At 64.7% G+C, this 25,592-nt stretch carries 20 protein-coding genes; 5 read left to right on the top strand and 15 right to left on the bottom strand.

Going from position 1 to position 25,592, the window contains the following annotated elements; all coding sequences use genetic code 11:
- The first annotated feature begins 34 nt into the window (after nucleotides 1–34).
- On the top strand, nucleotides 35–1,324 hold the full coding sequence (locus tag HD842_RS13330; protein ID WP_183555155.1) for an FAD-dependent oxidoreductase: 1,290 nt from the start codon (nucleotides 35–37) through the stop codon (nucleotides 1,322–1,324).
- 1 nt (nucleotide 1,325) lies between these two features.
- Here the strand turns inward: HD842_RS13330 and HD842_RS13325 are convergent, their stop codons facing one another.
- The 3 genes from HD842_RS13325 to HD842_RS13315 all read right to left on the bottom strand — a co-directional run bounded on the left by HD842_RS13325 (nucleotide 1,326) and on the right by HD842_RS13315 (nucleotide 5,956).
- Nucleotides 1,326–1,529 (bottom strand): SlyX family protein, encoded by a 204-nt coding sequence (locus tag HD842_RS13325; protein ID WP_183555154.1) that lies wholly within the window; start codon nucleotides 1,527–1,529, stop codon nucleotides 1,326–1,328.
- Nucleotides 1,530–1,591: 62 nt separating this feature from the next.
- On the bottom strand, nucleotides 1,592–3,727 hold the full coding sequence (locus HD842_RS13320) for a DUF4214 domain-containing protein (protein ID WP_183555153.1): 2,136 nt from the start codon (nucleotides 3,725–3,727) through the stop codon (nucleotides 1,592–1,594).
- 159 nt (nucleotides 3,728–3,886) lie between these two features.
- Nucleotides 3,887–5,956, bottom strand: coding sequence for a UvrD-helicase domain-containing protein (locus tag HD842_RS13315; RefSeq protein ID WP_183555152.1), 2,070 nt, complete (start codon nucleotides 5,954–5,956; stop codon nucleotides 3,887–3,889).
- Nucleotides 5,957–6,173: 217 nt separating this feature from the next.
- Here HD842_RS13315 and HD842_RS13310 point away from each other — a divergent pair, with 217 nt between their 5' ends.
- Nucleotides 6,174–6,659, top strand: a complete 486-nt coding sequence (locus tag HD842_RS13310; RefSeq protein WP_183555151.1) for an SRPBCC family protein — start codon at nucleotides 6,174–6,176, stop codon at nucleotides 6,657–6,659.
- A gap of 14 nt (nucleotides 6,660–6,673) precedes the next feature.
- On the opposite strand, the gene HD842_RS13305 is transcribed toward HD842_RS13310, so the two are convergent.
- The 3 genes from HD842_RS13305 to hemE form a co-directional block, all read right to left on the bottom strand.
- Nucleotides 6,674–8,113 (bottom strand): dihydrolipoyl dehydrogenase, encoded by a 1,440-nt coding sequence (locus tag HD842_RS13305; RefSeq protein ID WP_183555150.1) that lies wholly within the window; start codon nucleotides 8,111–8,113, stop codon nucleotides 6,674–6,676.
- A gap of 67 nt (nucleotides 8,114–8,180) precedes the next feature.
- A complete protein-coding gene (locus tag HD842_RS13300; protein ID WP_183555149.1) occupies nucleotides 8,181–10,214 on the bottom strand; it encodes a primosomal protein N' in 2,034 nt (677 codons plus the stop codon).
- A 549-nt stretch (nucleotides 10,215–10,763) separates the two neighbouring features.
- Complete coding sequence (gene hemE / locus HD842_RS13295; protein ID WP_183555148.1) at nucleotides 10,764–11,846, bottom strand: uroporphyrinogen decarboxylase; 1,083 nt, start codon at nucleotides 11,844–11,846, stop codon at nucleotides 10,764–10,766.
- Between the two features lie 89 nt (nucleotides 11,847–11,935).
- On the opposite strand from hemE, the gene HD842_RS13290 reads away from it, so the two are divergent.
- From HD842_RS13290 to HD842_RS13280, 3 genes are all read left to right on the top strand, one after another.
- A complete protein-coding gene (locus HD842_RS13290) occupies nucleotides 11,936–13,876 on the top strand; it encodes a dipeptidyl-peptidase 5 (protein ID WP_183555147.1) in 1,941 nt (646 codons plus the stop codon).
- Nucleotides 13,873–18,039 carry a DEAD/DEAH box helicase gene (locus tag HD842_RS13285; protein ID WP_183555145.1) on the top strand — a complete coding sequence of 1,389 codons (4,167 nt, stop codon included), beginning with the start codon at nucleotides 13,873–13,875 and terminating at the stop codon, nucleotides 18,037–18,039. Before HD842_RS13290 ends, HD842_RS13285 begins: the two co-directional genes overlap by 4 nt.
- Nucleotides 18,040–18,188: 149 nt before the next feature.
- The gene (locus HD842_RS13280) at nucleotides 18,189–20,090 is read left to right on the top strand and encodes a DUF885 domain-containing protein (protein ID WP_183555143.1); all 1,902 of its coding nucleotides are present in this window, start codon (nucleotides 18,189–18,191) and stop codon (nucleotides 20,088–20,090) included.
- 169 nt (nucleotides 20,091–20,259) lie between these two features.
- Here HD842_RS13280 and tatC read toward each other — a convergent pair whose 3' ends face one another.
- From tatC to hisH, 9 genes are all read right to left on the bottom strand, one after another.
- Nucleotides 20,260–21,015 carry a twin-arginine translocase subunit TatC gene (tatC, locus tag HD842_RS13275; protein WP_183555141.1) on the bottom strand — a complete coding sequence of 252 codons (756 nt, stop codon included), beginning with the start codon at nucleotides 21,013–21,015 and terminating at the stop codon, nucleotides 20,260–20,262.
- 11 nt (nucleotides 21,016–21,026) lie between these two features.
- Entirely contained in the window at nucleotides 21,027–21,548 is a 522-nt protein-coding gene (gene tatB / locus HD842_RS13270) for a Sec-independent protein translocase protein TatB (protein WP_183555137.1), read from the bottom strand.
- Between the two features lie 12 nt (nucleotides 21,549–21,560).
- Nucleotides 21,561–21,803: a Sec-independent protein translocase subunit TatA gene (gene tatA / locus HD842_RS13265; RefSeq protein ID WP_183555135.1), complete on the bottom strand. Its 243-nt coding sequence runs from the start codon at nucleotides 21,801–21,803 to the stop codon at nucleotides 21,561–21,563.
- 135 nt (nucleotides 21,804–21,938) lie between these two features.
- On the bottom strand, nucleotides 21,939–22,313 hold the full coding sequence (locus HD842_RS13260; RefSeq protein WP_183555133.1) for a histidine triad nucleotide-binding protein: 375 nt from the start codon (nucleotides 22,311–22,313) through the stop codon (nucleotides 21,939–21,941).
- Nucleotides 22,314–22,464: 151 nt separating this feature from the next.
- Nucleotides 22,465–22,806: a phosphoribosyl-ATP diphosphatase gene (locus HD842_RS13255; RefSeq protein WP_183555131.1), complete on the bottom strand. Its 342-nt coding sequence runs from the start codon at nucleotides 22,804–22,806 to the stop codon at nucleotides 22,465–22,467.
- On the bottom strand, nucleotides 22,803–23,213 hold the full coding sequence (hisI, locus tag HD842_RS13250; protein WP_183555129.1) for a phosphoribosyl-AMP cyclohydrolase: 411 nt from the start codon (nucleotides 23,211–23,213) through the stop codon (nucleotides 22,803–22,805). Before hisI ends, HD842_RS13255 begins: the two co-directional genes overlap by 4 nt.
- Nucleotides 23,214–23,217: 4 nt before the next feature.
- Nucleotides 23,218–23,979 carry an imidazole glycerol phosphate synthase subunit HisF gene (hisF, locus tag HD842_RS13245; protein ID WP_183555127.1) on the bottom strand — a complete coding sequence of 254 codons (762 nt, stop codon included), beginning with the start codon at nucleotides 23,977–23,979 and terminating at the stop codon, nucleotides 23,218–23,220.
- Nucleotides 23,980–24,114: 135 nt separating this feature from the next.
- Nucleotides 24,115–24,891 carry a 1-(5-phosphoribosyl)-5-[(5-phosphoribosylamino)methylideneamino]imidazole-4-carboxamide isomerase gene (gene hisA / locus HD842_RS13240; RefSeq protein WP_183555125.1) on the bottom strand — a complete coding sequence of 259 codons (777 nt, stop codon included), beginning with the start codon at nucleotides 24,889–24,891 and terminating at the stop codon, nucleotides 24,115–24,117.
- A gap of 57 nt (nucleotides 24,892–24,948) precedes the next feature.
- Complete coding sequence (hisH, locus tag HD842_RS13235) at nucleotides 24,949–25,590, bottom strand: imidazole glycerol phosphate synthase subunit HisH (RefSeq protein ID WP_183555123.1); 642 nt, start codon at nucleotides 25,588–25,590, stop codon at nucleotides 24,949–24,951.
- Nucleotides 25,591–25,592: the final 2 nt, after the last annotated feature.

Genomic DNA, 25,592 nt, shown 5'->3' with positions numbered 1-25,592 from the left:
TGCTAGCATCGGGGCCCTTTTGCGGCACCTTTCCATGACTCTTTCTTCCTCTTCCTTCGACGCCATCGTGGTCGGCACCGGCCCTGGCGGGGCCAGCGTCGCGCGCGAACTGGCGCGTGCCGGCAGCCGGGTCCTGCTGCTCGAACAGGGCGGCGCGGCGCCGCTCGCCGGCACCGTCACGCAGATGGCATCGATGGCGGCCGTGCCCGGGCGCGGCGCCTTCATCCATCGCGATGCGTCGCTGCTGGTGGGCGGCACGACGCTGGGCGGCAGCTCGGCCGTCAATTTCGCCACTGCGGCCGCGCCACCAGCGGCGTACTTCGCCGCGTACGGCATCGACCTGGCCCCGAGCCTGGCCGCACTGCGCGCGGAATTGCCGCTCGCGCCCCTGCCCGATACGCTGGTCGGCCCCATGGCCACGCGCATCATGACGGCGGCGCGCGCGGCTGGCATCGACTGGAAAAAACTCGACAAGATGATCCGGCCGGCGCTGTGCCGCAGCGGCTGCTGGCGTTGTACCTATGGCTGCCCGTACGGCGCCAAATGGAGTGCCCGCGATTTCGTAGAACAGGCGGTGGAGCTTGGCGCCGTGCTGCAGACAGGCAGCCGCGTCACGCGCGTGCTGCTGGAGGGAGGCCGGGCCAGCGGCGTCGAGGTCAAGCATGGCGGGCAGCTGCAGACCATCCACGCGCCGCTGGTGATCCTGAGTGGCGGCGGGATCGGCAGCCCGCGCATCCTGCATGCCTCAAGGCTGGGGCCGCGCGATGCGCCGTTCTTCAGCGATCCGGTGGTGGCCGTGATGGGCAGTGTGGCCGACATCGATGGCGGCGCCGAAGTGCCGATGGCGGCCGGCTGGCATGATCCGAAAGCCGGCATCGCGCTGGCCGACCTGACCTTGCCGCGTCCGATGTACCAGGCCTTCGCGACGCAGGTCGGGCGCGTGGACCGCCTGTTCGCGCACCGGCGCACCCTCTGCATCATGGTCAAGATTCGTGACGACATCAGCGGGCGCGTCGGACCGCGCTGGGCCGACAAGCGTTTGAGCGATGGCGATCGCGCGCGCCTGCAGACGGGCGAACGGCTGGCGCGCACGATCCTGCAGGCGGCCGGTGCGCGGCACGTGTTCAAGAGCTGGCATTTCGCGGCGCACCCGGGCGGCAGCGTGCGCATCGGCGCCGGGGTCGATGCGAACCTTCAAACGAAGGCGCCGGGTCTGTATGTGTGCGATGCGTCGGTGATCCCGCAGCCATGGGGCTTGCCGCCGACACTGACCCTGCTGTGCCTGGGCAAGCGCCTGGGGCAGCACCTGGCGCGAGTCGGGTGACTCAATAGTGCGGGGGCCGTTCGTTGAGTGGTGCCTGGCCAGCGTCGCGCAGGGAGCGCAGGTGGTCGGCCAGCTTGCCGACCATTGCCTCGAGCTCGTCGATACGGCGCTCCTGGCGGTAGATGGTCTTGTTCAGCTCATCGAGCAGGTCTTCCTGCTGGGAGAGCTTGATTTCAAGATTGACGAAACGTTCTTCCTGGTCCACGGCGCACTCCGGTAAAGCCGGCATTATGCCAGCATGACCGGGTGCACCGCGCACCTGGCCGGTCAGGCGTAGGGAATGAAGTCCAGGCCCTTGCCGACCGTATCGATGACGAGGGCCTGGTTTTCCGGGCTTTCCGCGAAGTCGATCAGCGTCTGGGCGCGGCCGTTCTGGCCGATCGCCTGTGACCAGTACAACTGGCCACCGACATCCGGTTCGCGACCGAGCACATTCAGATACAGCGCCTCGATGAACCGTTCGTCGGTCGGGTTCTGGCCATACAGTGTATAAAATTCGGTCTGCTTCATGAATTCGGCTGCAACCTGTTGCAACGAGGTGCCGCCGTCCATGCGCCAGTTCCAGTAACCAAGGCCAGCTTCCTCTGCAGGACGGTCAAGCACTGCCGCATACAGGCGGAAAATCTGGGCCGACGTGTCATCGATGGCTTTCCAGCCATTGTCGAACTTGATGCGTTCAACGTTGAACAGGCCATCGACGTCGCCATTCGGCGAAGTCACCGAGTGACCCCAGGTTTCCTTCTTGATCGTGTAGGCCTCGCGCGCGCCGCCATACACCGCGACATCGAGACCCGCGCCGCCATCGAAGGCATTGCTGCCTGCATTCATCGTCACCTGGTCGGCACCGGCGGTGCCTGCCTGGAAGCTGTTGTTATTGATCGTCAACGCACTGGTCAGCTGTCCTGCGCGCGCATTGCCAGCGCCGTCGACTGACGCGACGATGACGTTGTAATTACCGTTTGGCAGCGGCTGCGCAGCGAACGCCCAGTTGCCATCTGCACCCACCTTGGTCGTGCCAATCTTGGTGAAGTCGCCATCGCGGTACAGCTCGATCATGCTGCCTGCTTCCCCGGTGCCGGTGAACACAGGACGATTACCGCCACCCGCCAGTGCGACGTTCATTGTCGGGACCGATGGCGGCGTCGAATCGATATGGAACAGCACCTGATTGCTGGCACCAGATACATTGCCTGCCGCATCGGTCGCCGTGGCGAAGGCGCGATAACCCAGCGCATCGGGCAGCGCGTCCGTCGCGCGCACACTCCACAAGCCGGCTGCATTTGCCACCGTCGTCGCGATCACCTTGTCACCGATATAGACTTTGACTGTCGAGTTCGCTTCGGCACTGCCGTTCATGGCAAGAATGTTGCCAGTCGTCGCGTAATTCGCGCCATTCTGCGTTACCGCCATGACCGGCGCCGACGGCGCCGTCATATCCGCCGCCACATTCGCGCGCTCCACGCGCATGTCGGCAAACTGCAGCCATTCGACGTTGCGCAGCGTATCGGTGCCATCGGCCCCCGACACTGCCAGTGCGCCATCGGCCAGCGTGGAGAATGCATACGCACCACGATTGCTGTTGAAAATTACCGTATCCGTTCCTGCGCCGCCGTCAATCATGTCGTTGCCTCCGTTGCCCTGCAATGTGTCGTTGAATTGGGTGCCATTCAGGACGTCGTCCTTGTAGCTGCCCGTCAGATAGCGTCCACCCGTCGTGCTGTTGATGCCGAGCTCGCCACGCAAGCCATCGCCGCCATACAGCCAGTTCAGTGCCGCGATGTCGTAGGGCCGGTAGGTGCTGTGCCAGCCGCCGACGCTGGTGTACGACATGATCGTATTGCTCGTGTTGTCTTCGCTGCCGGGCAGCACGGCCAGTCCTTCGTCACCCGATTCCGCGAACGGGTGCTTCAGACCAAGGGCGTGGCCCAGTTCGTGCAGCAGGGTTTCGTAACCCTGGGTACCGACCGTCAGGTTCTGCGTCATTCCACGCCATTCGACGTTGTCCAGATACACGTAGGCATTCGCGTTGTATGCGGTCAGCGTGGTTTCGGTGCCACTGCGTTGCGATATCCAGCTGTTCAGGCCCGTCGTGTAGGCGCCGTCCAGGTCGAGATTGGCCAGATGGAACTGGGCGCTCGTGCCGGACGTCGTTTCCTGGAACTGAATCCCGGTCACTTGCTGCAGATAGCTGAACGCAGTGCGCGCATTGGTTTGCTGGGATGCGCTGAACGCTTCCTGGCCAGTCCGGCCGTTCTCATTGCCCGCGGTAATCGAGAACGTGTAGAACAGGACGTTGGCGTTGTTATTGCTGAGGAAGTTCCAGTCCGGGCCCTTGTCCAGCAAGGCGTCGATGTGGTTCAGTCCGGTAAGCGGGGTGACAGTGATGTCGGAAGGAGTTGCCATGAATCAGCCAATAATCGTTGCAGCAAGGTAAATGCCGTGGGAATTTAGATATCAAAATCTCGTTATCCCGGCAAGTATTTCTTGCTCGACACATGAAGTCAAATAGCATTTCAATCGTGCGCACGACTTGCCGATCCATCAAGGCTTGCGCACAACGGTTTACTCCGGAACCGGCCTCGGTGTTGCCAACAAGGCTTTCAAACTTGCCAATCTTGCCTTCGGACTCAGGATTTCCGACTCCATCGGCGCGGCCTCGCCAACGTCCAGCGCCATTTCCTTGATAAAGCGCGACGGGTCGCAATTGACCAGCTCGCCGGCGCGTTTTCTCCGCTTGCACCAGCTCACGTGCAGCGTGCGCTGGGCGCGCGTGATGCCCACGTACATCAGGCGCCGTTCTTCCTGGATGCGGGCCGAGATCGTTTCGATGGACGCGTCCGGGTCGCCCTTGTGCGGCAGAATGCCCTCCTCCACGCCGACCAGGTACACGTGCGGATACTCCAGGCCTTTTGACGCGTGCAGCGTCGACATGCGCACGGCATCCTGCTCCTCGTCCTGGCCTTCGAGCATCGACATCAGCGCCACCATCTGCGTCAGTTCCAGCAAGTTCTTTTCTTCGCCATCGCGGTCGCGCCCGCCACGGCCGCGGTCCTTGAGCCAGTTGGTAAATTCGAGCACGTTCTGCCATTTGGCCTGGGCCGCGCGGTCGTCGAAACCTTCGTACAGGTAATGCTCGTAATTCATTTCCTTCATCATGTCGTCGAGCACCTCGGCCGCATGGTCGCCGGCGCCCAGCGGGCCGGGCCGCGTCGCGCGGTCTTCCAGCTCGCTGATGAAGTGGCAAAAGTTGCGCACCGACCCCAGTTGCCGTTCGGCCAGCTTGGCCTCGATACCGCCCTTGCGCGCCGCCTCGAACAGCGAGCAATTCCACTGCTTCGAAAATTCGCCCAGCACTTCCAGCGTGGCCATGCCGACCCCGCGTTTGGGCGTCGTGATGGCGCGGATGAAAGCCGGGTCGTCGTCCTGATTGGCGATCAGGCGCAGGTAGGCAATGATGTCCTTGATCTCGGCCTTGTCGAAGAAGCTCTGGCCGCCCGACATCGTGTACGGGATGCGCTCCTTGCGCAGCGCCTGCTCCATCACACGCGCCTGGTGGTTGCCGCGGTACAGGATCGCGAAATCGGACCAGTTGTTCTTGCGCTGAAAGTGCTCGGACGAAATCAGCATCGCGATCTGGTCCGCTTCCTGGTCATCGTTCTGCATGCCCATCACCTTGATCGGCTCGCCCAGGCCGTGCTCGGACCACAGCGACTTCTCGAAGATTTTCGGGTTGTTGCCGATCACCGCATTGGCCGCCTGCAGGATGCGCGTGGTGGAGCGGTAGTTCTGCTCGAGCTTGATCACGCGCAGGTCGGGGAAATCGACCTGCAGCGTTTTCAGGTTTTCGACCGAGGCGCCGCGCCAGGCATAGATCGCCTGGTCATCGTCGCCGACGGCAGTAAACATCGGCTTCTTGCCCAGGCCCGTCACCAGGAGCTTGACCAGCTCGTACTGGCAGGTATTGGTGTCCTGGTATTCGTCCATCAAGAGGTAGCGCAGGCGGCGCTGCCAGCGGTCGCGGATCGGCTCGTTGTTACGGAACAATTCCACCGGCAAACGGATCAGGTCGTCGAAGTCGACCGCCTGGTAGGCCTGCAGCGTGGCCACGTAGCTGCGATAGACGCGCCCGGCCTGGGCTTCGTCTTCGTCGCGCGCGGCCTTGATCGCGTCTTCCGGGTCGACCAGGCCGTTCTTCCACAGCGAAATCGTGTTCTGGATGCGGCGGATTTCCTGTTTATCGGTACTCAGCGCCAGGTCGGACACGATCGTGTAGCAGTCGTCGCTGTCCATGATCGAAAACTTGTCCTTGAGCCCCACCCCGGCCGCTTCCTGGCGCAGGATGCGCACGCCCAGCGAGTGGAAGGTCGACACGGTCAGTTGCTTGGCCTGCTTCGGCTGCTTGAGCAGCTTGGCAATGCGCTCCTGCATCTCGAGCGCCGCCTTGTTGGTAAAGGTCAGGGCGGCAATGGTGCGTGGATCGTAGCCGCAGTGCTCGATCATGTAGGCGATCTTTTGCGTGATCACGCGCGTCTTGCCGGACCCGGCGCCAGCGAGCACCAGGCAAGGGCCGTCCAGATACAGCGCGGCTTCGCTCTGCGGCCCGTTAAGGCCGAACTTTGGTGCGTTTGACATGGGGAAGTTTTCGGTGGGACAGAGAGCGATTGTAACAATCTGGCGGGCGCAGCGGGCGATGGCGCGCTTCCGGCAAGGTTGGATTGCAACAAGCCGCGGTCAGGCTTTGCTGCCCGGCATGCTCCTGCGAGTCAGCCGGGGATCGGGTACCATGCGACCTTTGCCAGCGAGACGCCAGACGCGACGCTGCAGCCCCATTTTTCTGGAAATCCGCCACATGAAATTCGAACATCTCGTCGAAATCAACGATCCGATGAACCCGCTGCTCGACACGCTCACCCGCGAGCAGTTGTGGCACGGCCTGGTGCTGCGCGCCGAGCAGCCAAAATTGTTCATTCCGCACCTGGATGCCTGCGAGATTCTGGAGCGCGACGCCGGCGTCATGCGCCGCCGCCTGACCTTCGGTCCGCTGGTGATCGAAGACAAGGTCACCCTGACCCCGCTGCAGGAAGTGCATTACGACGTGCCGGCCCAGGGCGACATCGCCGCCTCGACGCTGCGCATGGTCATCGAGGCGCCCACCAGCGCCATGCTGCTGGTGCGCTTCTGCTACGACGACGGCATGGGCGAACACGTCGACCAGGCCAATGCGATGTACGACGAATTCAAGAAGTCGGCCTACGAAGAAGCCGACATCGACACCGTGCGCGTCCTGCGCCAGCTGGCCGGCCAGGGCAAGCTGGCCACCACGCTGCTCAACTGATTCAGCAGCGCAGTCTACAGACCCGGCTGGGAGTCGGCTGCGAGGGTGCTGCTCTCGCCCTGCGCCAGGTTGGTCGCCAGGTCGCGCAGCGCCGTACGTACGCCTTCTTCGATGACCGGATGGTAGAACGGCATCTCCAGCATCTGGTCGACCGTCATGCGCATCTGGCACGCCCATGACAGCAGGTGGGCCAGGTGTTCGGCGCGCGGCGCGATCATCTCGGCGCCCAGGAACAGGCGCGAGCCATACTCGGCATACACCCGCAGCATCCCCTTGTTCTGCAACATGACGCGGCTGCGCCCCTGGTTCTCGAACGACACGCTGCCCACGGCAAACTTGGGTTGGCCGCTTGCGGACAGGGCGCGGTAGCTCTTGCCCAGCGTGGCGATATTCGGCTCGGTGAACGCCACCGCGATCGGCGTGCGGCGCAGGCCCGGGCGCACGTCGGGGTAGCGGCCCGCATTGTCGCCGGCAATCTTGCCGTGGTCAGCCGCATCGTGCAGCAGCGGCCGCTCGTTGTTGGCGTCGCCCGCGATGAAGATATGGCTGCCGCCGCACTGCATCGTGCGCGCGTCAAAGGTCGGGATGCCGTCGGCGCCCCGCTCCAGGCCAGTCAGTTCGAGGCCCAGGTCATGCACGTTCGGCGTGCGCCCGGCCGCCATCAGCACGTACTGGAAGCGCTCGCTGCTTTCCTTGCCCAGCGCGTCGCGCACATGCAGCACCACCTCGTCGCCATCCTGCACGGCTTTCACGATCTCGCTTTGGAACGCGATGTCGACTTCCTCACCCAGCACGCGCGCCGCGCAGCGCAGCACTTCGGGGTCGCTGATGTTGGCGATCGAGCCGCCGCGCGCGTAGAAACGCACGCGCACGCCGAGACGGCTCAGGGCCTGGCCCAGTTCGAGGCCGATCACGCCGGTGCCGATCACGGCCACCGAGGCCGGCAGGTCATCCCAATAGAACACGTCGTCGCTGGTGACGATGCCGGGGCCGACGTTCTCGAGCTGCGGCAGGCGCAGCGGCGTCGAGCCGGTGGCGATGACGACGCGGCCGGCGTGGATCTCGGTATGGTCGTCGACCTGCAGCGTGCACGGGCCGGTAAAGCGCGCATGGCCCTGCAGGCGGTCATGGACGGGGATGGCTTCCACGGCCTCGAGCACGAAACCGACGAAGCGGTCGCGTTCGCGCTGGACGCGCGCCATCACGGCCGGGCCGTCGATCCGCACCTCGCCGGCATGCACGCCGAACGGAGCGGACGTGTCCAGCGCGTGCGCAGCCTCGGCGGCGGCGATCAGGAGCTTGCTCGGCATGCAGCCGACCCGGGCACAGGTGGTGCCGTAGTGCGCGCCCTCGATGACCACCGTGCGCGCGCCCTGCGCTTTTGCCGCGCGATAGGCGGTCATGCCGGCAGTGCCGGTGCCAATGACGGCGACATCCACATTCAATTGTTTCATGGGGCTCTTTCGCTGTTTCTTTCGCTGTTGACAGGCAAAACGATACGCTATTTCACGCGCAACCGACTCAGATATCAAGCGGGTCGACTTCGAGCGACCACTTCACGCGGGCCTTCATGGCCCGCAGCGCTTCCATCCACTCGCGCAGGAACGCCTGCAAGGCCGGGCGCGAGCTGGACTCCACCAGCAGCTGGGCACGGTCCATATTGTGCACCCGCGTCATCGTCATCGGGATCGGGTCGTTGATCAGGATCCCGTCGTGCGCCAGGCAGTCGCGCGCCGTCTCCAGAAATGCAATCGCGATCGGCAGCTCGCGCGCCTCGGCCCGCAGCAAGGCCTGGTACATGTACGGCGGCAGACCCGCTTCGCGCCGTTCGTCGAGCAACTGGCCGGCAAAGCGCTCGTAATCGTGGCGCATCACCGCGCCGTACAGCGGATGCTGCACGTAACGTGTCTGCACCAGCACCTCGGACGGCGCCCCGGCCCGCCCCGCCCGCCCCGCTACCTGCATCAGCTGCGCGAACAGACGCTCGCTGGCGCGGTAGTCCTGCGAGAACAGCGCCGTATCCGGGTTCAGGATACCCACCAGCGTCAGCTTCTTGAAGTCGTGGCCCTTGGCGACCATCTGGGTGCCGATCAGGATATCGACCTCGCCCCGGTGCACGCTGTCGAACGCCGCCTGCGCGCTGCCCTTCAGGCGCGTGGAGTCGGCATCGATGCGCAGGATGCGCGCCTCGGGGAACATCGCCCGCAAGCCTTCTTCGACGCGCTGCGTGCCACGGCCCAGCGGCTGGATGTCGACGTTGCCGCAGGTCGGGCACGAGCGCGGGATGCGCAGCTCCAGGCTGCAGTGGTGGCAGCGCAGCCGGTTCTCGGGCTTGTGCAGCACCATGAAGGCGGTGCAGCGCGTGCAGTCGCTGATCCAGCCGCAGGCATCGCACGAAATCACCGGGGCGTAGCCGCGCCGGTTCAGGAACAGCAGTGACTGCTCACCGCGCTCCAGACGCAAGCGCAGCGCGGCGACCATCTCGGCGGTCAGGCCGTCGCGCCCGCGGTCGCGCTCCATGTCGATCAGGCGCACGCGCGGCAGCACGGCATCCTGCACGGCGCGCTCGCGCAGGTCGAGCCTTGTATAGCGCCCCGAGCGGGCGTGGTGCCACGATTCGAGCGACGGCGTGGCCGAGCCCAGCACGATCGGAATGCCCAGCTGGTGCGCGCGCCAGACGGCCAGGTCGCGCGCCGAATAGCGCAGGCCTTCCTGCTGCTTGTACGACGGGTCGTGCTCTTCGTCGATCACGATCAGCTGCAGGTGCGGCAGCGACGCCAGCAGCGACAGCCGCGTGCCCAGCACGATGCGCGCCTGCCCCAGGTGCGCCGCCAGCCAGTGCAGCATGCGCTCACCCTCGGACAGGCTGCTGTGCAGCGTGGCGAGCATCATCCCCGGGAAGCGCGCCCGGATATTGCCTTCGAGCTGCGGCGTGAGGTTGATCTCGGGGACCATGATCAGGATCTGCGCCTGTGGATCGCGCGCCAGCACCTGGGCGCAGGCTTGCAGATAGACCTCGGTCTTGCCGCTGCCGGTGACGCCCCATAACAGGAACGGTTTGAAACCGGTGGCGCCGCCGATGGCGTCGGCTGCCTCCTGCTGGGCCGTATTCAGCACCGGCATGCCCACGGCGGTAGAATCCTGCCCGGCGTCGAGCTTGGCCAGTTTTTTCAGCGCGCGCCCCAGCGCCACTGTTTTGGGCACCCGCAGGTTCTTCGGCAGGCCGGGCAACGCGACTTCGCCCAGCGGGCGCTGGTAGTACTCGGCGGCGAACCGCGCCAGCGCGAGCCAGCGCCCGGACAGCGGCGCCAGTTCGCCCCGCACGGCCAGCGCATCCTTGAGTTTTTCGGGCGGCACGTCGCTGGTGGACTTGACCGCGACGATCAGGGCCATCACCTCGCGCCGTGCAAACGACACCAGCGCCAACTGGCCGGGCAGCGGTTCGTCCCCCGGCTGGCACGGCCAGCGGTAGTCGAAACTGCTGTTGAGCGGCGTATCGATCACGACTTCGAGGAAGCAGTGCGGTGTGACCGGTGCTTGGTTGCTGGTTGACAATCTAGGCCCTGTGCAAATCTGTGGAGAACTTTGTGAATAGTCGGGGACTTGACCCCATCAAAGGTTTACGTTAGATCAAGTCCGGGACGATAATTCCTCAATTCAAGATAATTTTAGTCTTTGTAATCAATGACTTGAAAAACCGACCAAAAACCTGTTAACAACCTTGACCACATTCGGCTGCTTGTGCATAACTCTGCAATTTTCCGTGGAAAACTCGCTGCGATGCGTCATACAGTTAAGGCAATACATGAAGTTTCACGCTAAGTCCCGGTAAACCAAGTACTTTTCCCCACGCTGGCAGCGCCTGTTGATAACTTTGTGAACAAGGCCCCGAATCTCGCCGAATTCTCTTGAACAACGTTCATGGGAAAACCAGCCAGACCGCATAACACTGGGAAAAATCGCTTACGAATCATTGGCTTACAAGGAAACACGAAATGCCGAGATGTCCACAGGAAGCTTTATCGGATTTGCGGAAGTTGTGAACAAGTGATGGTGTCGGCTTGCAATCGTGCTTTCGCGAAACGAGTGCAAGCCGTGACGGGATTACTGGGCGCGCTGCTTGCGGCTGAAGCTGTGTACTGCTTCGACCATCGCGGTGACCGATTCCGGCGGGGTAAATTGCGAGATGCCATGGCCCAGATTGAACACATGGCCGTGGCCATTTGACGGCGTGCCATAGGCGGTCAGCGAGCGCTCGACTTCCGCTGCAATCTGTTCCGGCGCGGCAAACAGGATCGCCGGGTCGAGGTTGCCCTGCAGCGCCACGCGGTCGCCGACCAGCGCGCGGGCAGTGCCCAGATTCACGGTCCAGTCCAGGCCCAGCGCATCGGCGCCGATATCGGCCATCTGGTCGAGCCAGATGCCGCCACCCTTGGTGAACACGACGGCCGGGATGCGCACGCCATCCTTTTCGCGCTGCAGGCCGGCCAGGATCTGCTGCATGTATTGCAGCGAGAAGGTCTGGTAGGCGCCATCGGCCAGCGCTCCGCCCCACGAATCGAAGATCATCACGGCCTGCGCGCCGGCGTCGATCTGCGCGTTCAGGTAGGCGGTGACGGCCTTGGCATTGATGTCGAGGATGCGGTGCATCAGGTCCGGCCGGCTGTACAGCATCTTCTTGACCGTGTGGAACTCGCGCGAGCCGGCGCCTTCGACCATGTAGCAGGCCAGCGTCCATGGGCTGCCCGAGAAACCGATCAGCGGCACGCGGCCGTTGATGGCGCCGCGGATCTGCGTGACCGCCTTGAACACATAGTCGAGCGAGGCCATGTCGGGCACTTCAAGCGCGTGGACCTGCTCTTCGGTGCGCAGCGGACGCTCGAACTTCGGGCCCTCGCCATCGGCGAAATACAGGCCCAGGCCCATCGCGTCCGGGACGGTCAGGATGTCCGAGAACAGGATCGATGCGTCCAGCGGGAAGCGGTCGAGCGGCTGCAGCGTGACTTCGGTGGCGTAATCGGGATTTTTTGCCAGGCCCAGGAACGAGCCGGCGCGCGCGCGGGTGGCGCGGTATTCCGGCAGATAGCGGCCCGCCTGGCGCATCAGCCAGACCGGGGTGTAGTCGGTCGGCTGGCGCAGCAGCGCACGCAGGAAGGTGTCGTTCTGGAGCGGGGCAAATTGTGGCATGGGAGGCATCGGTTTGATAGGCAGACGCCTATTATCGCATTCTTGGGGGCGCACTATAATGCTCGTCCACCCTTCGAAAAAGCCCCTCTATGACCGTTGCCACCAGCAAACAAGCCACGCCATGCGGCGCCTGGACTTCCCCGATCACTGCTGCCGTTGTTGCTGCCGGCGCCGTGCCACTGGCGCAGCCGATGCCCGACGGCGCCGCCATCGGCTGGCTCGAGGGGCGCACCAGCGAAGGCGGGCGCATGACGCTGATGGTGCACGACGCTGACGGCACGCGCGAGCTGACGCCGGCGCCGTTCAATGTGCGCAGCCGCGTGCATGAATACGGCGGCGGCGCGTATCTGCTCAGCAGCGGCGGCGCCTGGTTTTCGCACCATGCGGACAACCGCTTGTACCGGGTCGAGAACGATGGCCAGCCGGTCGCCGTCACTGCCGCCGACACCGGCCACCGCTTCGCCGACTTCGTGCTCGACGCCGGGCGAAGCCGCCTGGTGGCGGTGCGCGAAGACCATTCGCTGGGCGCGACCTATCCGGTCAACACGCTGTGCGCGGTGGGCTTTGACGGCGCCGAGACCGTGCTGATCGAAGGCAGCGACTTCTATGCCGCGCCGCGCCTGTCGCCCGATGGCCGCCAGCTGGCCTGGCTGTGCTGGGAGCTGCCGCACATGCCGTGGGAAGGCACCGCGCTGTGGCTGGGCGACGTGGCTGCTGACGGCGCGATCGTCAACCGGCGCCTGATCGCCGGCGGGGCGGATGAAGCGATCTGCCAGCCCGAATGGTCGCCAGGCGGCGTGCTGCACTTCGTGTCCGATCGCAGCGGCTGGTGGAATCTGTACCGTTATGCCGCAGACGTTGTCGACGCCCTGTGCGAACGTTGGGCCGAATTCGCCGTCCCGCAGTGGAACTTCGGCGGTTCGCAGTACGCTTTCCGCTCGGAAGAACAGATCGTCTGCGCGTATATCGAGATGGGCGTGAGCCACCTGGGCATCGTTTCCACCCACGACGGCAGCTTGACGCCACTGGAAACGCCCTATGAAGACATCCGCGACGTGAAGGTCAGCGGCGACATCGTCACGCTGCTGGGCGGCGCGCCCACCATTGCGCCCGAACTGGCGCGCATCGACCTGGCCGGCGCGCCGCTTGAAGTGCTGGCGCACTCGATTCCGCAACTGCCGGCCACGTCGTATCTGGCCGTGCCGCTGGCGATCAGCTATCCAAGCGCCAACGGCCGCACCGCGTACGCCTTCTACTATGCGCCGGCGAATCCGGATTACGCGCCGCTGCCGGACGAGCTGCCACCGCTGATCGTGATCGGCCATGGCGGCCCGACCAGCATGGCAACCAGCACGCTGAAGCTCTCCACCCAATACTGGACCAGCCGCGGTTTCGCGGTGCTGGACGTGAACTACGGCGGCAGCACGGGCTTCGGGCGCGAGTACCGCAATCTGCTCCAGCACCAGTGGGGCGTGGTCGATGTCGAGGATTGCGTGGCCGGTGCACGCCACCTGGCGGCCATCGGGGCTGTCGATCCGGAGCGCCTGCTGATTCGCGGCAGCAGCGCCGGCGGCCTGACGGTGCTGTCGGCGCTGGCCTTCCACGACGTGTTCAAGGCCGGCGCCAGTTATTACGGCGTGTCCGACCTGGCCGGGCTGGATGCGGATTCGCACAAGTTCGAGTCGCGCTACAACGCCTACCTGACCGCGCCGCCCGAGCGCGCCCAGGCCGTGTACCGCGAACGCTCGCCGATCCACCATAGCGACAAGTTGCGCAGCCCGATGATCTTCTTCCAGGGTCTGGACGACAAGGTCGTGCCGCCGCAGCAGTCCGAAAGCATGGTCGACGCGCTGCGCGCGCAAAAGCTGCCGGTGGCCTACCTGACGCTCGAAGGCGAAGGCCATGGCTTCCGCAAGGCCGACAGCGTGGTGCGCACGCTCGAAGCCGAGCTGTATTTCTACCTGCGCGTGTTCGGCATTGCCGTGCCGGCCGACCTGCCCGCGATCGAGATCGAGAATCTCGACGTATGAAGGGTGGCCCATTGCCAGGCGACGTGCGGGGGCAACTCGCGGCCTGCAGCGCCGAAGAACACGCGATCCTGACGCTGCTGGCGATCGCCGGCGAGCCGATGGGCCGCCAGCGCATCCTCGAGCACATGCGGGCGCTGAATGCCCCGCTGCCGGCCGCGCAGTGGGCCGATGAACTGGCGCGCCTGAAAGCAGAAGGCCTGCTGGTCGACGCCAACGAACGCGGGCTTGCGCTGGCCCCGGCGGTCAGCTGGCCCGTGCTCGACTTTGCCCTCGACAGCGGCCTGTTCGATGTCGTCGCAGGCGCGTATGGCGCGGTATCGACCGTGCGCCGCGACTGGCAGGGCCACCTGATGCTGCGCAGCTACCGCCAGGGCCTGGCCCTGCTGCGCATCGCGCTGCTGACGCGGCAAGACATCGACGTCGTCACGCCGCTGCTCGACGCCTGCCTGGCCTGCCATGAAGCGAGCTATCTGCATCCGCTGGTCGACGTCTGCGCGCGCCCGTTCACGCCGGCGCTGATCGAGCGTATCCACCCGCGCCTGCTTGAGACCGTGCTGCATGTCCTGGTCGTGCATGTGCGCAGCGAGCCGGCGCTGGCCCCGGCGGTGCGCGCCTGCGCCGAAGGCTACATCACGCGCAGCAGCCCGGAAAGCCTGCTGCGCCGCGCGCTCGGCGAGCACTACATCCTGTGCGGCCGCCTGGACGATGCGCTTGAACTGGTCGCCGAGATGACCGATTCACCGGGCCTGTTCCTGCGCAGCGTCGTGCAACTCCTGCGCGACGACGTGGACGGCGGCCTGGCGGGCGTCGAAGCGGCACTGAAGCAGCTGCGACGCGAGACCGGCAAGCGCAAGGCCACCTTCGGCGGCCATTGCGCGCACATCGCGGTGGCTGCCCTGCTGCGCAGCACCGAACCGGCGCACCGCAAGCTGGCCGACGCCTGGCTCGAGATCGAAACACGCGCCGTGCAACGGCCCGACAACGCGGTCTGGTTCCAGCTCGGCATGCTGCACGAAATCCGGCGCGGCACCGTCGACGCGGGCCTGTTCGCTACCCGCAGCTGGGAACTGTCGCTGGAACCGACCGTGTTCCGCGCGCTGATCCACTACTGGCTGGCGCTTCCTGCATTGAACAGCCAGCGGGCGCGCCTGGAAGACATGCTGGCGCAATCCGAACTGGCCGGTTTCGACCTGTGGTCGGCGCAGCTGGCCGGCGTGCTGGCGCAGATGGGCCAGGCCGGTTATCTGATGCACGAGGCGCGCGCGGGCGAACTGCGCCAGCGCCACCGTTTGCCCGACATGGCGCTCTGGTTCACGCGCGAAGAACCGTGGGAGCGCCAGCTCAATGCGCTGATCAACCTGCAGCCCGCCCTCACGGTGGAGCAGGTCAAGGAATCGCGCCTGGTCTGGCTGATCCGCCACGACCCGCACCTGGGCGTGCAGGAAATCGAACCGCGCGAGCAGAAGCGCGATGCGCAGGGCGCATGGAGCCGCGGCCGCGCGCTGGGTCTGAAACGCCTGGCCGAAGAAGGTGCGCAGCTCGAGTTCCTCACCGCGCAGGACCTGCAGGCGATCAATGCGATTGCCGGGCGCCGCTACTACGCCGGCAGCGGCATCCGCTTTGAACTCGAAGTGCACAAGGCGCTGGCCGCGCTGGTCGGCCATCCGCTGCTGTTCTGGATGGCCTCCCCCGGCACGCGCGTCGAACTGCTGCCGGGCGAGCCGGAACTGCTGGTGAAAAAACAGGGCGACAAGGTGTCCATTGCGCTGCACCCGCCGATCGACAACGAAGACGGCGACGTGGTCATCACGCTGGAGACGCCCACGCGCCTGCGCTTGGTGCGCATCAACGACGAACACCGCCGCATCGCCGCCATCGTCGGCGCCGGGCTGGACGTGCCGCTGTCGGCCGAGCGCCGCGTGCTGCGCGCCATCGGCGCGGTGGCCTCCAGCGTCACCGTGCAGTCGGACATCGGCGCGAGCAGCGCCGACATCGAGACCGTGCCGGCCGATGCGCGCATGCACATTCACCTGCGCCCCTACCAGCAAGGCTTGCGCATGCAGTTGCTGGTGCGCCCGCTGCCCGGCGGCGCCTACTACGGCCCCGGCGAAGGCGCGGCCAGCGTGATCGCCGATGTGGACGGCATCCGCACCGAAGCGCAGCGCGACCTGAACGCCGAGCGCGAGGCCGAACGTCAGCTCGTCGGCGCCTGCCTCGTGCTGGAACAGGGCGAGCAGGAACACGGCGAATGGCTGCTCGGCCAGCCGATGCTGGCACTCGAACTGGTCGAGGAACTCAGGGCACTGGACCCGGCCTCGATCGTCGTGGCCTGGCCCGAAGGCGAATCGTTCCGCGTCACCAAAAAAGCGACCTCGAAATCGGTGCGGGTCCAGATCCGGCGCGAGCGCGACTGGTTCGCCGCCAGCGGCGACATCGTGATCGACGAAGGCCGCGTGATGAGCCTGCGCACGCTGCTGGAAAAGCTGCGCGAAAGCGGCAGCCGGTTTGTCGCGCTGGGCGACAACGATTACCTGGCCCTGTCCGACGAACTGCACCGGCGCCTGATGGAGCTGGGCGCGTATGGCGAACTGCATGGCGACGGCATCCGCACCCACGCGCTGGCCAGCTTCGCGCTGGGTGAACTGGCGGGCGAAGCCGGCAGCGTCGACGGGGACAAAGCCTGGCAGGCGCACCTGGTGCGCATGGCCGACAGCGCCGCGTTCACGCCCACGCTGCCCTCGACCTTGCAGGCCGAATTGCGCGACTATCAGCTCGACGGCTTCGAGTGGCTGGCCCGTCTGGCCCACTGGGGCGTGGGCGCTTGCCTCGCCGACGATATGGGTCTGGGTAAAACGCTGCAGGCGCTGGCGCTGCTGCTCACGCGCGCCACGGACGGCCCGGCGCTGGTGGTCGCGCCCACGACCGTGTGCCTGAACTGGATCGACGAGGCAGCGCGCTTTGCGCCGACGCTGAACCTGAAACTGTTCGGGCCCGGCGAGCGCGCCGCGACGGTGGACGATGCCGGGCCGTTCGACGTCGTCATCGTCAGCTACGGCCTGCTGCAGCAGGAGGCAGCGCGCTTCAAGGGCCGCCGCTGGCACAGCATCGTGCTGGACGAAGCGCAGGCGATCAAGAACATGCACACCAAGCGCTCGCAGGCCGTGATGGCGCTGCAGGGCGACTTCCGGATGGCGGCCACCGGCACCCCGCTGGAAAACCACCTGGGCGAATTGTGGAACCTGTTCCGCTTCATCAATCCGGGTTTGCTGGGCAGCGCCGAGCAGTTCCAGCTGCGCTTTGCCGGCCCGATCGAGAAAGCCCAGTCCGAGAAGGTGAAGGACCGGCGTGCCGAAGTCGCCGCCCGCGCGCGCCTGCGGCGCCTGACCGCGCCATTCATCCTGCGCCGCACGAAGGCGCAGGTGCTGGCCGAACTGCCGCCGCGCACCGAGATCGTCATCCCGGTCGAACTGAGCGCCGAGGAAAGCGCGCTGTACGAATCGCTGCGGCGCCAGGCGCTCGACAAGCTGGCTGCGCTCGAGGCGCCCGAAGGCCAGAAGTCGATCGAGATCCTGGCCGAGATGATGCGGCTACGCCGTGCCTGCTGCAATCCCGAACTGGTCGCGCCGGGCGCCGGCATCATCAGCAGCAAGCTGGCCGCATTCGCGCGCCTCACGGCGGACCTGATCGAGAACCGCCACAAGGTGCTGGTGTTCAGCCAGTTCGTCGACCACCTGAGCCTGATCCGCCAGCACCTCGACGCGCAGGGCGTGCGCTACCAGTACCTCGACGGGTCCACGCCGATGCAGGAACGCAAGAAGCGGGTCGACGCATTTCAGGCGGGCGATGGCGACATGTTCCTGATCAGCCTGAAGGCGGGCGGCGTGGGCATCAACCTGACGGCGGCCGACTACGTGATCCACATGGACCCGTGGTGGAACCCGGCGGTGGAAGACCAGGCCTCGGACCGCGCGCACCGGATGGGGCAGCAGCGGCCGGTCACGATCTACCGGCTGGTCGCGCGCGGCACGATCGAAGAAGGCATCGTCGACCTGCACCGCCATAAGCGCGACCTGGCCGACAGCCTGCTGGAAGGCACCGAGATGGCCGCACGCATGTCGCCAGCGGACATGCTCGACATGCTGCGCACGGGACTGGGCAGATAGCGCCGCCTTGATAGAACAGTAATATTGCACTTTGTCCCGTTCGTGTCGGAATGTTTCATCCGTCCGCAAACGGCGGGTTTGGTGCTAACCTGCACGCGATTCGCGCCGTTGCGGATCACGAATTCACACTTGTTACAGGGCCGAATACGATGATAAAAACGAAAATCGCGCTGGCAGCCTTGCTGGCCTGCTTCGCACTGGCGCCGGCCAGCGCCGCCACCAAGCCAGCCAAGAGCAAAGCAAAATCGACCAAGGTCGTCAAGAAGTCGACCAAGGCCAAGAAGGCCGTCGTCGGCGCCGCCGCCATCGGTGCGACTGCCGCTGTTGCCAGCAAGAGTGCCAGCGCCAGCGACAACGTCGCGCCGGCGAAGGCCAGCGAAGGTCGCCTCGATCGCCGCATGTCCACGCTGAGCATGCAGTACCTGACCGCGCTGTGGCGTGTCGATCCGGAAGGCGGCATCTATGTCGGCAAGTTCGACCAGGCCGCAAACCTGACGCTGCCCGACCCTGCCACCCGCGCCAAGCAGCTGGCCTTTGCCAACGAGTGGCTGGAAAAATTCGGCAAGCTCGATCCGAAGCAGCTCTCGCCCCGCTACCGCACCGACCTGGTGCTGCTGCTCAACAAGCTGGAAAAGGACCGCTGGGCGTTGACCACCTGGCGCGAGTTCGAGTGGAATCCGTCGGCCTACAACATCGCCGCGCCGCTCGACCTGATCCTCAATACCGATTACGCGGCCAAGCCGCAGCGCCTGCGCACGATCCTCAAGCGCCTGACCGACGTGCCGGCCTATTACGCGGCCGCGCAGGCGTCGATCAAGACGCCGACGCGCGAGCACACCCAGCTGGCGATCAGCCAGGCGCCGGGTACGCTGGCGGTGCTGGCCGACCTGGGCAAGGCGGCCCAGGAATCGATCCTGACCACGCAGGAAAAGACCATCTTCGCGCAGCGCATCGCCAACGCCGGCACCGCGGTGCTGGGCTACGTCGACTTCTTGAGCGACATGGAAAAGCGCCAGGCCGCCAATGGCCAGGCCCGGCCGTTCCGCATCGGCAAGGCGCTGTACGAGCAGAAGTTCGCGCTCGACATCCAGTCGTCCAGCAGCGCCGAGCAGACCTACCGCAAGGCCCTGGCCACGCGCGAAGAGCTGCTTACGCACATGGACAAGATTTCGGACGAACTGTGGCCGCGCTACATGGCCGGCGTGACCAAGCCAGCCGAGCGCTTCCAGAAGATCGGCATGATGATCGACAAGCTGTCCGCCCGTCACGTCAAGCGCCAGGACTTCTTCACCGAGATCCGGCGCCAGATCCCGCTGCTGCAGGACTGGGTCATCAAGCATGACCTGCTGACGCTCGACCCGAGCAAACCCCTCGAAGTGCGCGAAACGCCGATGTACCAGCGCGGCGTGGCCGGTGCCAGCATCGATGCGCCCGGTCCGTACCGCTCGAAGGACAAGACGTACTACAACGTCACCCCGATGGACAGCCTGACGGATGCCCAGGCCGAGAGCAGCCTGCGCGAGTACAACGAGTGGATCCTGCAGATCCTGAACATCCACGAAGCGATTCCGGGCCACTATGCGCAGCTGGTGCACGCGAACCGTTCGCCGTCGCTGATCAAGTCATTGTTCGGCAATGGCGCGATGGTCGAAGGCTGGGCGGTCTACGGCGAGCGCATGATGCTCGAATCGGGTTATGGCGACAACGCACCCGAGATGTGGCTGATGTACTCGAAGTGGAATTTGCGCAGCGTGACCAACACGATCCTCGACTACAGCGTGCACGTGAACGGCATGAACCAGGCCCAGGCAATCGACCTGTTGACGCGCCAGGCCTTCCAGACGCGCCAGGAAGCCGATGAGAAATGGCGCCGCGCCACGCTGACGTCGGTCCAGCTGACCAGCTACTACAGCGGTTACGAGCAGATCATGGAACTGCGCGAACGTCGCAAGGCGCAGTTGGGCGAGCGTTTCAACCTGAAGGCATTCCACGATCAGTTCCTGAGCTACGGCAATGCGCCGGTCAAGATGATTTCGGAACTGATGCAGTAAAGGTGCAATAGCATCCGGTACGTCGTTCTCGCGAAGGCGGGAACCCCAGTTCGTCGCGTCGTGCCGGCTTTGGCTTACGCCGCAGGGCACGCCTGCTGACTTGGGTTCCCGCCTGCGCGGGAACGACGTGGGTTGGGGTGCGGCGACGATGCCCGGCTGCGGGTTTCTGTTACGCCGTTTCTTCGGGTGCGCGCGTGGCGCGGGCAAACATCGGTGCAACCATCAGGCCCAACTCGTAGAGCAGGCACATCGGGATGGCCAGCGCCAGCTGGCTGACCACGTCCGGCGGCGTGACAATCGCCGAGATGACGAACGCGCCGACGATGACATACGAGCGTACTTCGCGCAGCTTCTCGATCGGCACGATGCCCATGCGTACCAGGATCACGACGACCACCGGCACTTCGAACGAGGCGCCGAACGCCAGGCACATCGACATCACGAAATCGAGGTAGTTTTCAATATCCGGTGTGACGGCAATCGACGTCGGCGCAAACGCGCTGATGAAGTGGAACACGCGCCCGAACACGAAGAAGTAACAGAACGCCACGCCGCCGATGAACAGCAGCGACGACGAAATCACGAGCGGCATCACCAGGCGCTTTTCGTGCGCGTACAGGCCAGGCGCGATGAAGGCCCAGGCCTGGTAGAACACCCAGGGCAGCGCCAGGATGAAGGATAGCAGCAGCGTGACCTTCATCGGCACCAGAAACGGCGAAATCACGCCGGTGGCGATCATGGTCGAACCTGGCGGCAGCGACGCGATCATTGGCGCGGCGATCAGGTCATAGATGTGCGACGGGCCAGGCCACGCCATCAGCGCGGCGCACACGATCGCAATGCCGATCGAGGCTTTGACCAGACGGTCACGCAGCTCGACGAGGTGCGAGATGAAGGTATCTTCGCCGGCGGCTTGTTCAGTCATCAGCTAGGCGATCAGAAAAAAGAGGAAGTGGAATTCGTGCCGGCACCGGGACGGTACTTGCGCACGCGGGCCGCGCCCGACATCACATGGCGTTTGGTGCCATGGCGGTTCTTGTACCAGGCCGGCACGCTGGACGTGCGCACCAGCTTCTTGCGGCGGAAGTCCTTGGCCTTGCGGTCGATGTCCGCCACGGTGGGCGTGATGACGTGCGCGCTTTCATGCGAGCCGCGCTCGTCCCACAGCGCTTCGACTTCATCGACATGGCTGGTCACGGACGAGCCGAATTCGCTCGTCGCTGATTCGACATCGTTCTTGAACGACTGCGCACGGTCCTGCACTTCCTTGTGCAGATTGCGCAGTTCGTCGAGTTCGATTTCACGGCTGACCTCGGACTTGATGTCATGCAGGTAACGCTGGGCACGCCCATAGAGCGTGCCAGCCATGCGCGCCACCTTGGGCAGCTTTTGCGGCCCGATCACGATCAGCGCGACAACGCCGATGATCGCGATTTTCGACAGTCCAAGATCGATCATGAGGACGCCGGGTTACAGACGGGTCTTGTCGCGGGCTTCCACGTCGATGGTCGACTTGTCGGCCACCTGCTGCGTTGCCTGGACACGGGCGGCTTCTGCTTCGGCAGCGCGCTCTTCGTCACCCTTGACGCCATCCTTGAAGCCCTTGACGGCCTTGCCCAGATCGGAACCCATATTGCTGATCTTCTTGGTGCCGAAAATCAACATCACGACCACCAGCACGATGACCCAGTGCCAAATACTCAATCCACCCATGTTGTTCTCCTGATGGCGCCTGGCGCCTGAAAAATTAGTGAAGCGCAAACTGCATACACACCGAGTATATGCGATGCGGGAGCGCACTGCTCCTAATCGAACTTAACCCGAACTTAACCCAGACTTAGACGCTGCCTACAGCCCCAGCCCGCGCCATGGACGCGGACCGCCGTACATGTGCAAGTGCAGGTGATACACCTCTTGCCCGCCATCCGGACCGGCATTGATCAGCGTCTTGAAACCGCCACTTGGCGTGCCATCGGCGGATGTCTTGACCGCAATACCATTTTGCTCGGCAAGTTTCGGCGCCAGCGCCAGCATCTTGCCCAACAACGCCGCATGCTCGTCGGTGCAATCGGACAACGTGGCCACGTGCACCTTTGGAATCACCAGCAAGTGCACGGGCGCTGCCGGATTGATGTCCTTGAACGCCAGCACGTCGTCGTCTTCATAAACGATGGCAGCCGGAATCTGCTTGGCAACGATCTTGCAAAAAATGCAGTTATCCATTCGGTCTCCAGATGATTACATTGCATGACACGCAAGCGAGCACGGGCATCCTACCAAGGCTCCATGACATCGGCATGACGACGAAGGACTGATTATGACACCGGTTCGGCGGGTTGGCACGCCAGCCATGCACGCGGGCCGGCGTGCAGACTCAGGCGTCGGTGCGCGCGGCTTTCTCGTCCAGCCCCGAGACACCTTCGCGCCGCGCCAGCTCGTCGAGCACCTGCTGCGGCGTGAGGTCGAACTTGGCCAGCAGCACCAGCGAGTGGAACCACAGGTCGGCGCATTCATACAGCACCTTGGAGGCATCGCCATCGACGCGGGCGTCCTTGGCGGCCATCACCAGTTCGGTGGCTTCCTCGCCGATCTTTTTCAGGATGGCGTCGTCGCCCTTGGCGAACAGCTTGGCGACATACGATGCGGCCGGGTCGCCGCCATTGGCGGGTTTGCGCGATTCGATGACGGCCGCGACGCGGGCCAGGGTAACGCTCATGGGGTCTTCTTGTCTTTTGAATAAATCGTGTCGGGGTCCTGCAGCACCGGCTCGACGCTGTGCCAGTCGCCGTTGTCGTACTTCTGGAAGAAGCACGAGTGGCGTCCGGTATGGCAGGCGATCCCGCCGACCTGTTCGATCTTGAGCAGAACGACGTCTTCGTCGCAGTCCAGGCGGATCTCGCTCACCTTCTGGATGTGGCCGGACTCCTCGCCCTTGTGCCACAGCTTCTTGCGCGAGCGGCTCCAGTACACCGCTTCGCCCGATTCGACGGTGCGGGTCAGCGCTTCGCGGTTCATCCAGGCGAACATCAGCACGTCGCCGCTGGTGGCCTCTTGTGCGATGACGGGCACCAGGCCCTGTTCATCCCAGCGCACCTTGTTGAGCCATTTGGCATTCGTTGTCATTGCGTTACTCCAGGCGCATCGGGATACCGCGGTCATGCATGAAGCGCTTGGCTTCCCCGACCGTGTGCTGCCCATAGTGGAAAATGCTGGCCGCCAGCACGGCGTCGGCGTGGCCCTGCAGGATGCCGTTGGCCAGGTCTTCCAGGCCGCCGACGCCGCCCGAGGCGATCACGGGGATGCCCACGGCGTCGGACACGGCGCGCGTCAAGCCCAGGTCGAAGCCCGACTTGGTGCCGTCGCGGTCCATCGACGTGAGCAGCAACTCACCGGCGCCCAGGCTTTCCATCTTGCGCGCCCATTCGACGGCGTCCAGCCCCGTCGCATTGCGCCCGCCATGGGTGAAGACTTCCCAGCGGCCCGGCGCGATCTGCTTGGCGTCGATCGCCACCACGATGCACTGCGAACCGTGCTTGTGGGCGCAGTCGAATACCAGTTGCGGATTGGTGACGGCCGACGTGTTCATGCTGACCTTGTCGGCGCCGGCGTTGAGCAGCCGGCGCACGTCTTCGACCTTGCGCACGCCGCCACCGACGGTGAGCGGAATGAACACGGTCGAGGCGACAGCTTCGATGATCGGCAGGATCAGGTCGCGGCCATCGCTCGAGGCGGTGATGTCGAGGAAAGTGATTTCGTCGGCGCCTTGCGCGTCATAGCGGCGCGCGATTTCGACCGGGTCGCCGGCGTCGCGCAACTCGTTGAAGTTGACGCCCTTGACGACCCGGCCGCCGGTGACGTCCAGGCAGGGGATAATGCGTTTTGCGAGCATAGAAATCTCTGCGTTAGCTTATGCACGTCATCCCCGCGAAGGCGGGGACCCAAGTCTGCAAGCACATCGACTGCGCTTGAGGGCTTGGGTTCCCGCCTTCGCGGGAACGACGGCTTGGGGGCGGTAGGCCCGGCTTTACGCCTGCGTCCCTTCGGTCAGTTCATCGGCGCGATCCTGGGCCGAGGCCAGGTCGAGCGTGCCTTCGTAGATCGAGCGGCCGCAGATCACGCCCTCGATGCCTTCGTCCTGCACCGCGCACAGCGCTTCCACGTCGGCCAGCACGTGCACGCCGCCCGAGGCGATTACGGGAATCTTCACCGCGCGCGCCAGTTTGACGGTCGCGTCGATGTTCACGCCGCCCATCATGCCATCGCGGCCGATGTCGGTGTAGACGATCGATTCGACGCCGTAGCCTTCGAATTTCTTGGCCAGGTCGATCACTTCGTGGCCCGACATCTTGCTCCAGCCGTCGGTGGCGACCTTGCCGTCGCGCGCGTCCAGGCCAACGATGATGTGGCCCGGGAAGGCGCCGCAGGCGTCGTGCAGGAAGCCCGGGTTCTTCACGGCGGCGGTGCCGACGATGATGTAGCTGATGCCGTCATCCAGGTAGCGCTCGATCGTGTCGAGGTCGCGGATGCCGCCGCCCAGCTGGACCGGGATCTCGTCGATGCCATTGTCTTCGGCGTATTCCTGCACGATCTGCAGGATCGACTTGATGGCCGATTCGTTCTTTGGTTTGCCCGCAAATGCGCCGTTCAGGTCGACCAGGTGCAGGCGCCGCGCGCCCTGCTTGAGCCAATGCAGCGCCATTTCGGCAGGATCTTCGGAAAACACGGTGGCGAGTTCCATATCGCCTTGTTGGAGGCGAACGCAGTGACCGTCTTTCAGGTCGATGGCGGGGATCAGCAGCATGGTCGTTGTCGGTAGAGTTAACGGGGGGTTGAACAGAACGAATTTAACGCAAATGCGTCAAGGATTCCAGTGAATGAAATTGCGGTACAGGCGCAAGCCCGCTGCCGCACTTTTCTCCGGGTGGAACTGGGTGGCGACGATATTATCGCGGCCGACAGCGCAGCAGAACGGGCCGCCGTAATCGGCTTCGCCGATCACATCATGCGCGTTTTCGGGCGCTGCGTAATAACTGTGCACGAAGTAAAAATAGCTGTTGTCGTCGACGCCGTCCCACAGCGGGTGGGCGCGCGACTGGCGCACGCGGTTCCAGCCCATTTGCGGGACCTTGAAGCGCGAGCCGTCGTTCTGCAGTTTGCCGTCGAGCTGAAAGCGCACGACCTTGCCTGGCAACAGGCCCAGGCCGGGCGTGCCGCCGTTTTCCTCGCTGGCATCGAACAGCATCTGCTCGCCCACGCACACGCCCATGATCGGGCGCGTTTTTGCGGCGCGCAGCAGTGCATCTTCGAGGCCCGATTCGCGCAGGCTGCTCATGCAGTCGCGCATCGCGCCCTGCCCTGGCAGCACGATGCGGTCGGCCGCATCGAGGTCGGCGGCCGAGCTGGAAACGAGCACGTCGGCTTCCGGCGCGGCAGCGCGCAGCGCCTGGACCACCGAGCGCAGGTTGCCCAGTCCATCGACCACAACAATTTTATTGGCCATGT

The sequence above is a fragment of the Massilia aurea genome, assembly GCF_014200505.1.
GTDB classification, from domain to species: domain Bacteria; phylum Pseudomonadota; class Gammaproteobacteria; order Burkholderiales; family Burkholderiaceae_D; genus Telluria; species Telluria aurea_B.
The sequence above is the reverse complement of the archived record's forward strand: the minus strand, read 5'-3'. Positions and strand labels throughout refer to the sequence as shown.

Excerpts from the sequence above, each read along its gene's own strand:
- hisH (WP_183555123.1), bottom strand. The coding sequence starts at position 25,590 with ATGGCCAATAAAATTGTTGTGGTCGATGGACTGGGCAACCTGCGCTCG.
- HD842_RS13315 (WP_183555152.1), bottom strand. The coding sequence starts at position 5,956 with ATGTCAAACGCACCAAAGTTCGGCCTTAACGGGCCGCAGAGCGAAGCC.
- HD842_RS13260 (WP_183555133.1), bottom strand. The coding sequence starts at position 22,313 with ATGGATAACTGCATTTTTTGCAAGATCGTTGCCAAGCAGATTCCGGCT.
- HD842_RS13310 (WP_183555151.1), top strand. The coding sequence starts at position 6,174 with ATGAAATTCGAACATCTCGTCGAAATCAACGATCCGATGAACCCGCTG.
- HD842_RS13280 (WP_183555143.1), top strand. The coding sequence starts at position 18,189 with ATGATAAAAACGAAAATCGCGCTGGCAGCCTTGCTGGCCTGCTTCGCA.
- hisI (WP_183555129.1), bottom strand. The coding sequence starts at position 23,213 with ATGACAACGAATGCCAAATGGCTCAACAAGGTGCGCTGGGATGAACAG.
- HD842_RS13320 (WP_183555153.1), bottom strand. The coding sequence starts at position 3,727 with ATGGCAACTCCTTCCGACATCACTGTCACCCCGCTTACCGGACTGAAC.
- tatC (WP_183555141.1), bottom strand. The coding sequence starts at position 21,015 with ATGACTGAACAAGCCGCCGGCGAAGATACCTTCATCTCGCACCTCGTC.
- HD842_RS13330 (WP_183555155.1), top strand. The coding sequence starts at position 35 with ATGACTCTTTCTTCCTCTTCCTTCGACGCCATCGTGGTCGGCACCGGC.
- HD842_RS13305 (WP_183555150.1), bottom strand. The coding sequence starts at position 8,113 with ATGAAACAATTGAATGTGGATGTCGCCGTCATTGGCACCGGCACTGCC.
- tatA (WP_183555135.1), bottom strand. The coding sequence starts at position 21,803 with ATGGGTGGATTGAGTATTTGGCACTGGGTCATCGTGCTGGTGGTCGTG.
- hemE (WP_183555148.1), bottom strand. The coding sequence starts at position 11,846 with ATGCCACAATTTGCCCCGCTCCAGAACGACACCTTCCTGCGTGCGCTG.
- tatB (WP_183555137.1), bottom strand. The coding sequence starts at position 21,548 with ATGATCGATCTTGGACTGTCGAAAATCGCGATCATCGGCGTTGTCGCG.
- HD842_RS13290 (WP_183555147.1), top strand. The coding sequence starts at position 11,936 with ATGACCGTTGCCACCAGCAAACAAGCCACGCCATGCGGCGCCTGGACT.
- HD842_RS13255 (WP_183555131.1), bottom strand. The coding sequence starts at position 22,806 with ATGAGCGTTACCCTGGCCCGCGTCGCGGCCGTCATCGAATCGCGCAAA.
- HD842_RS13285 (WP_183555145.1), top strand. The coding sequence starts at position 13,873 with ATGAAGGGTGGCCCATTGCCAGGCGACGTGCGGGGGCAACTCGCGGCC.
- hisA (WP_183555125.1), bottom strand. The coding sequence starts at position 24,891 with ATGCTGCTGATCCCCGCCATCGACCTGAAAGACGGTCACTGCGTTCGC.
- hisF (WP_183555127.1), bottom strand. The coding sequence starts at position 23,979 with ATGCTCGCAAAACGCATTATCCCCTGCCTGGACGTCACCGGCGGCCGG.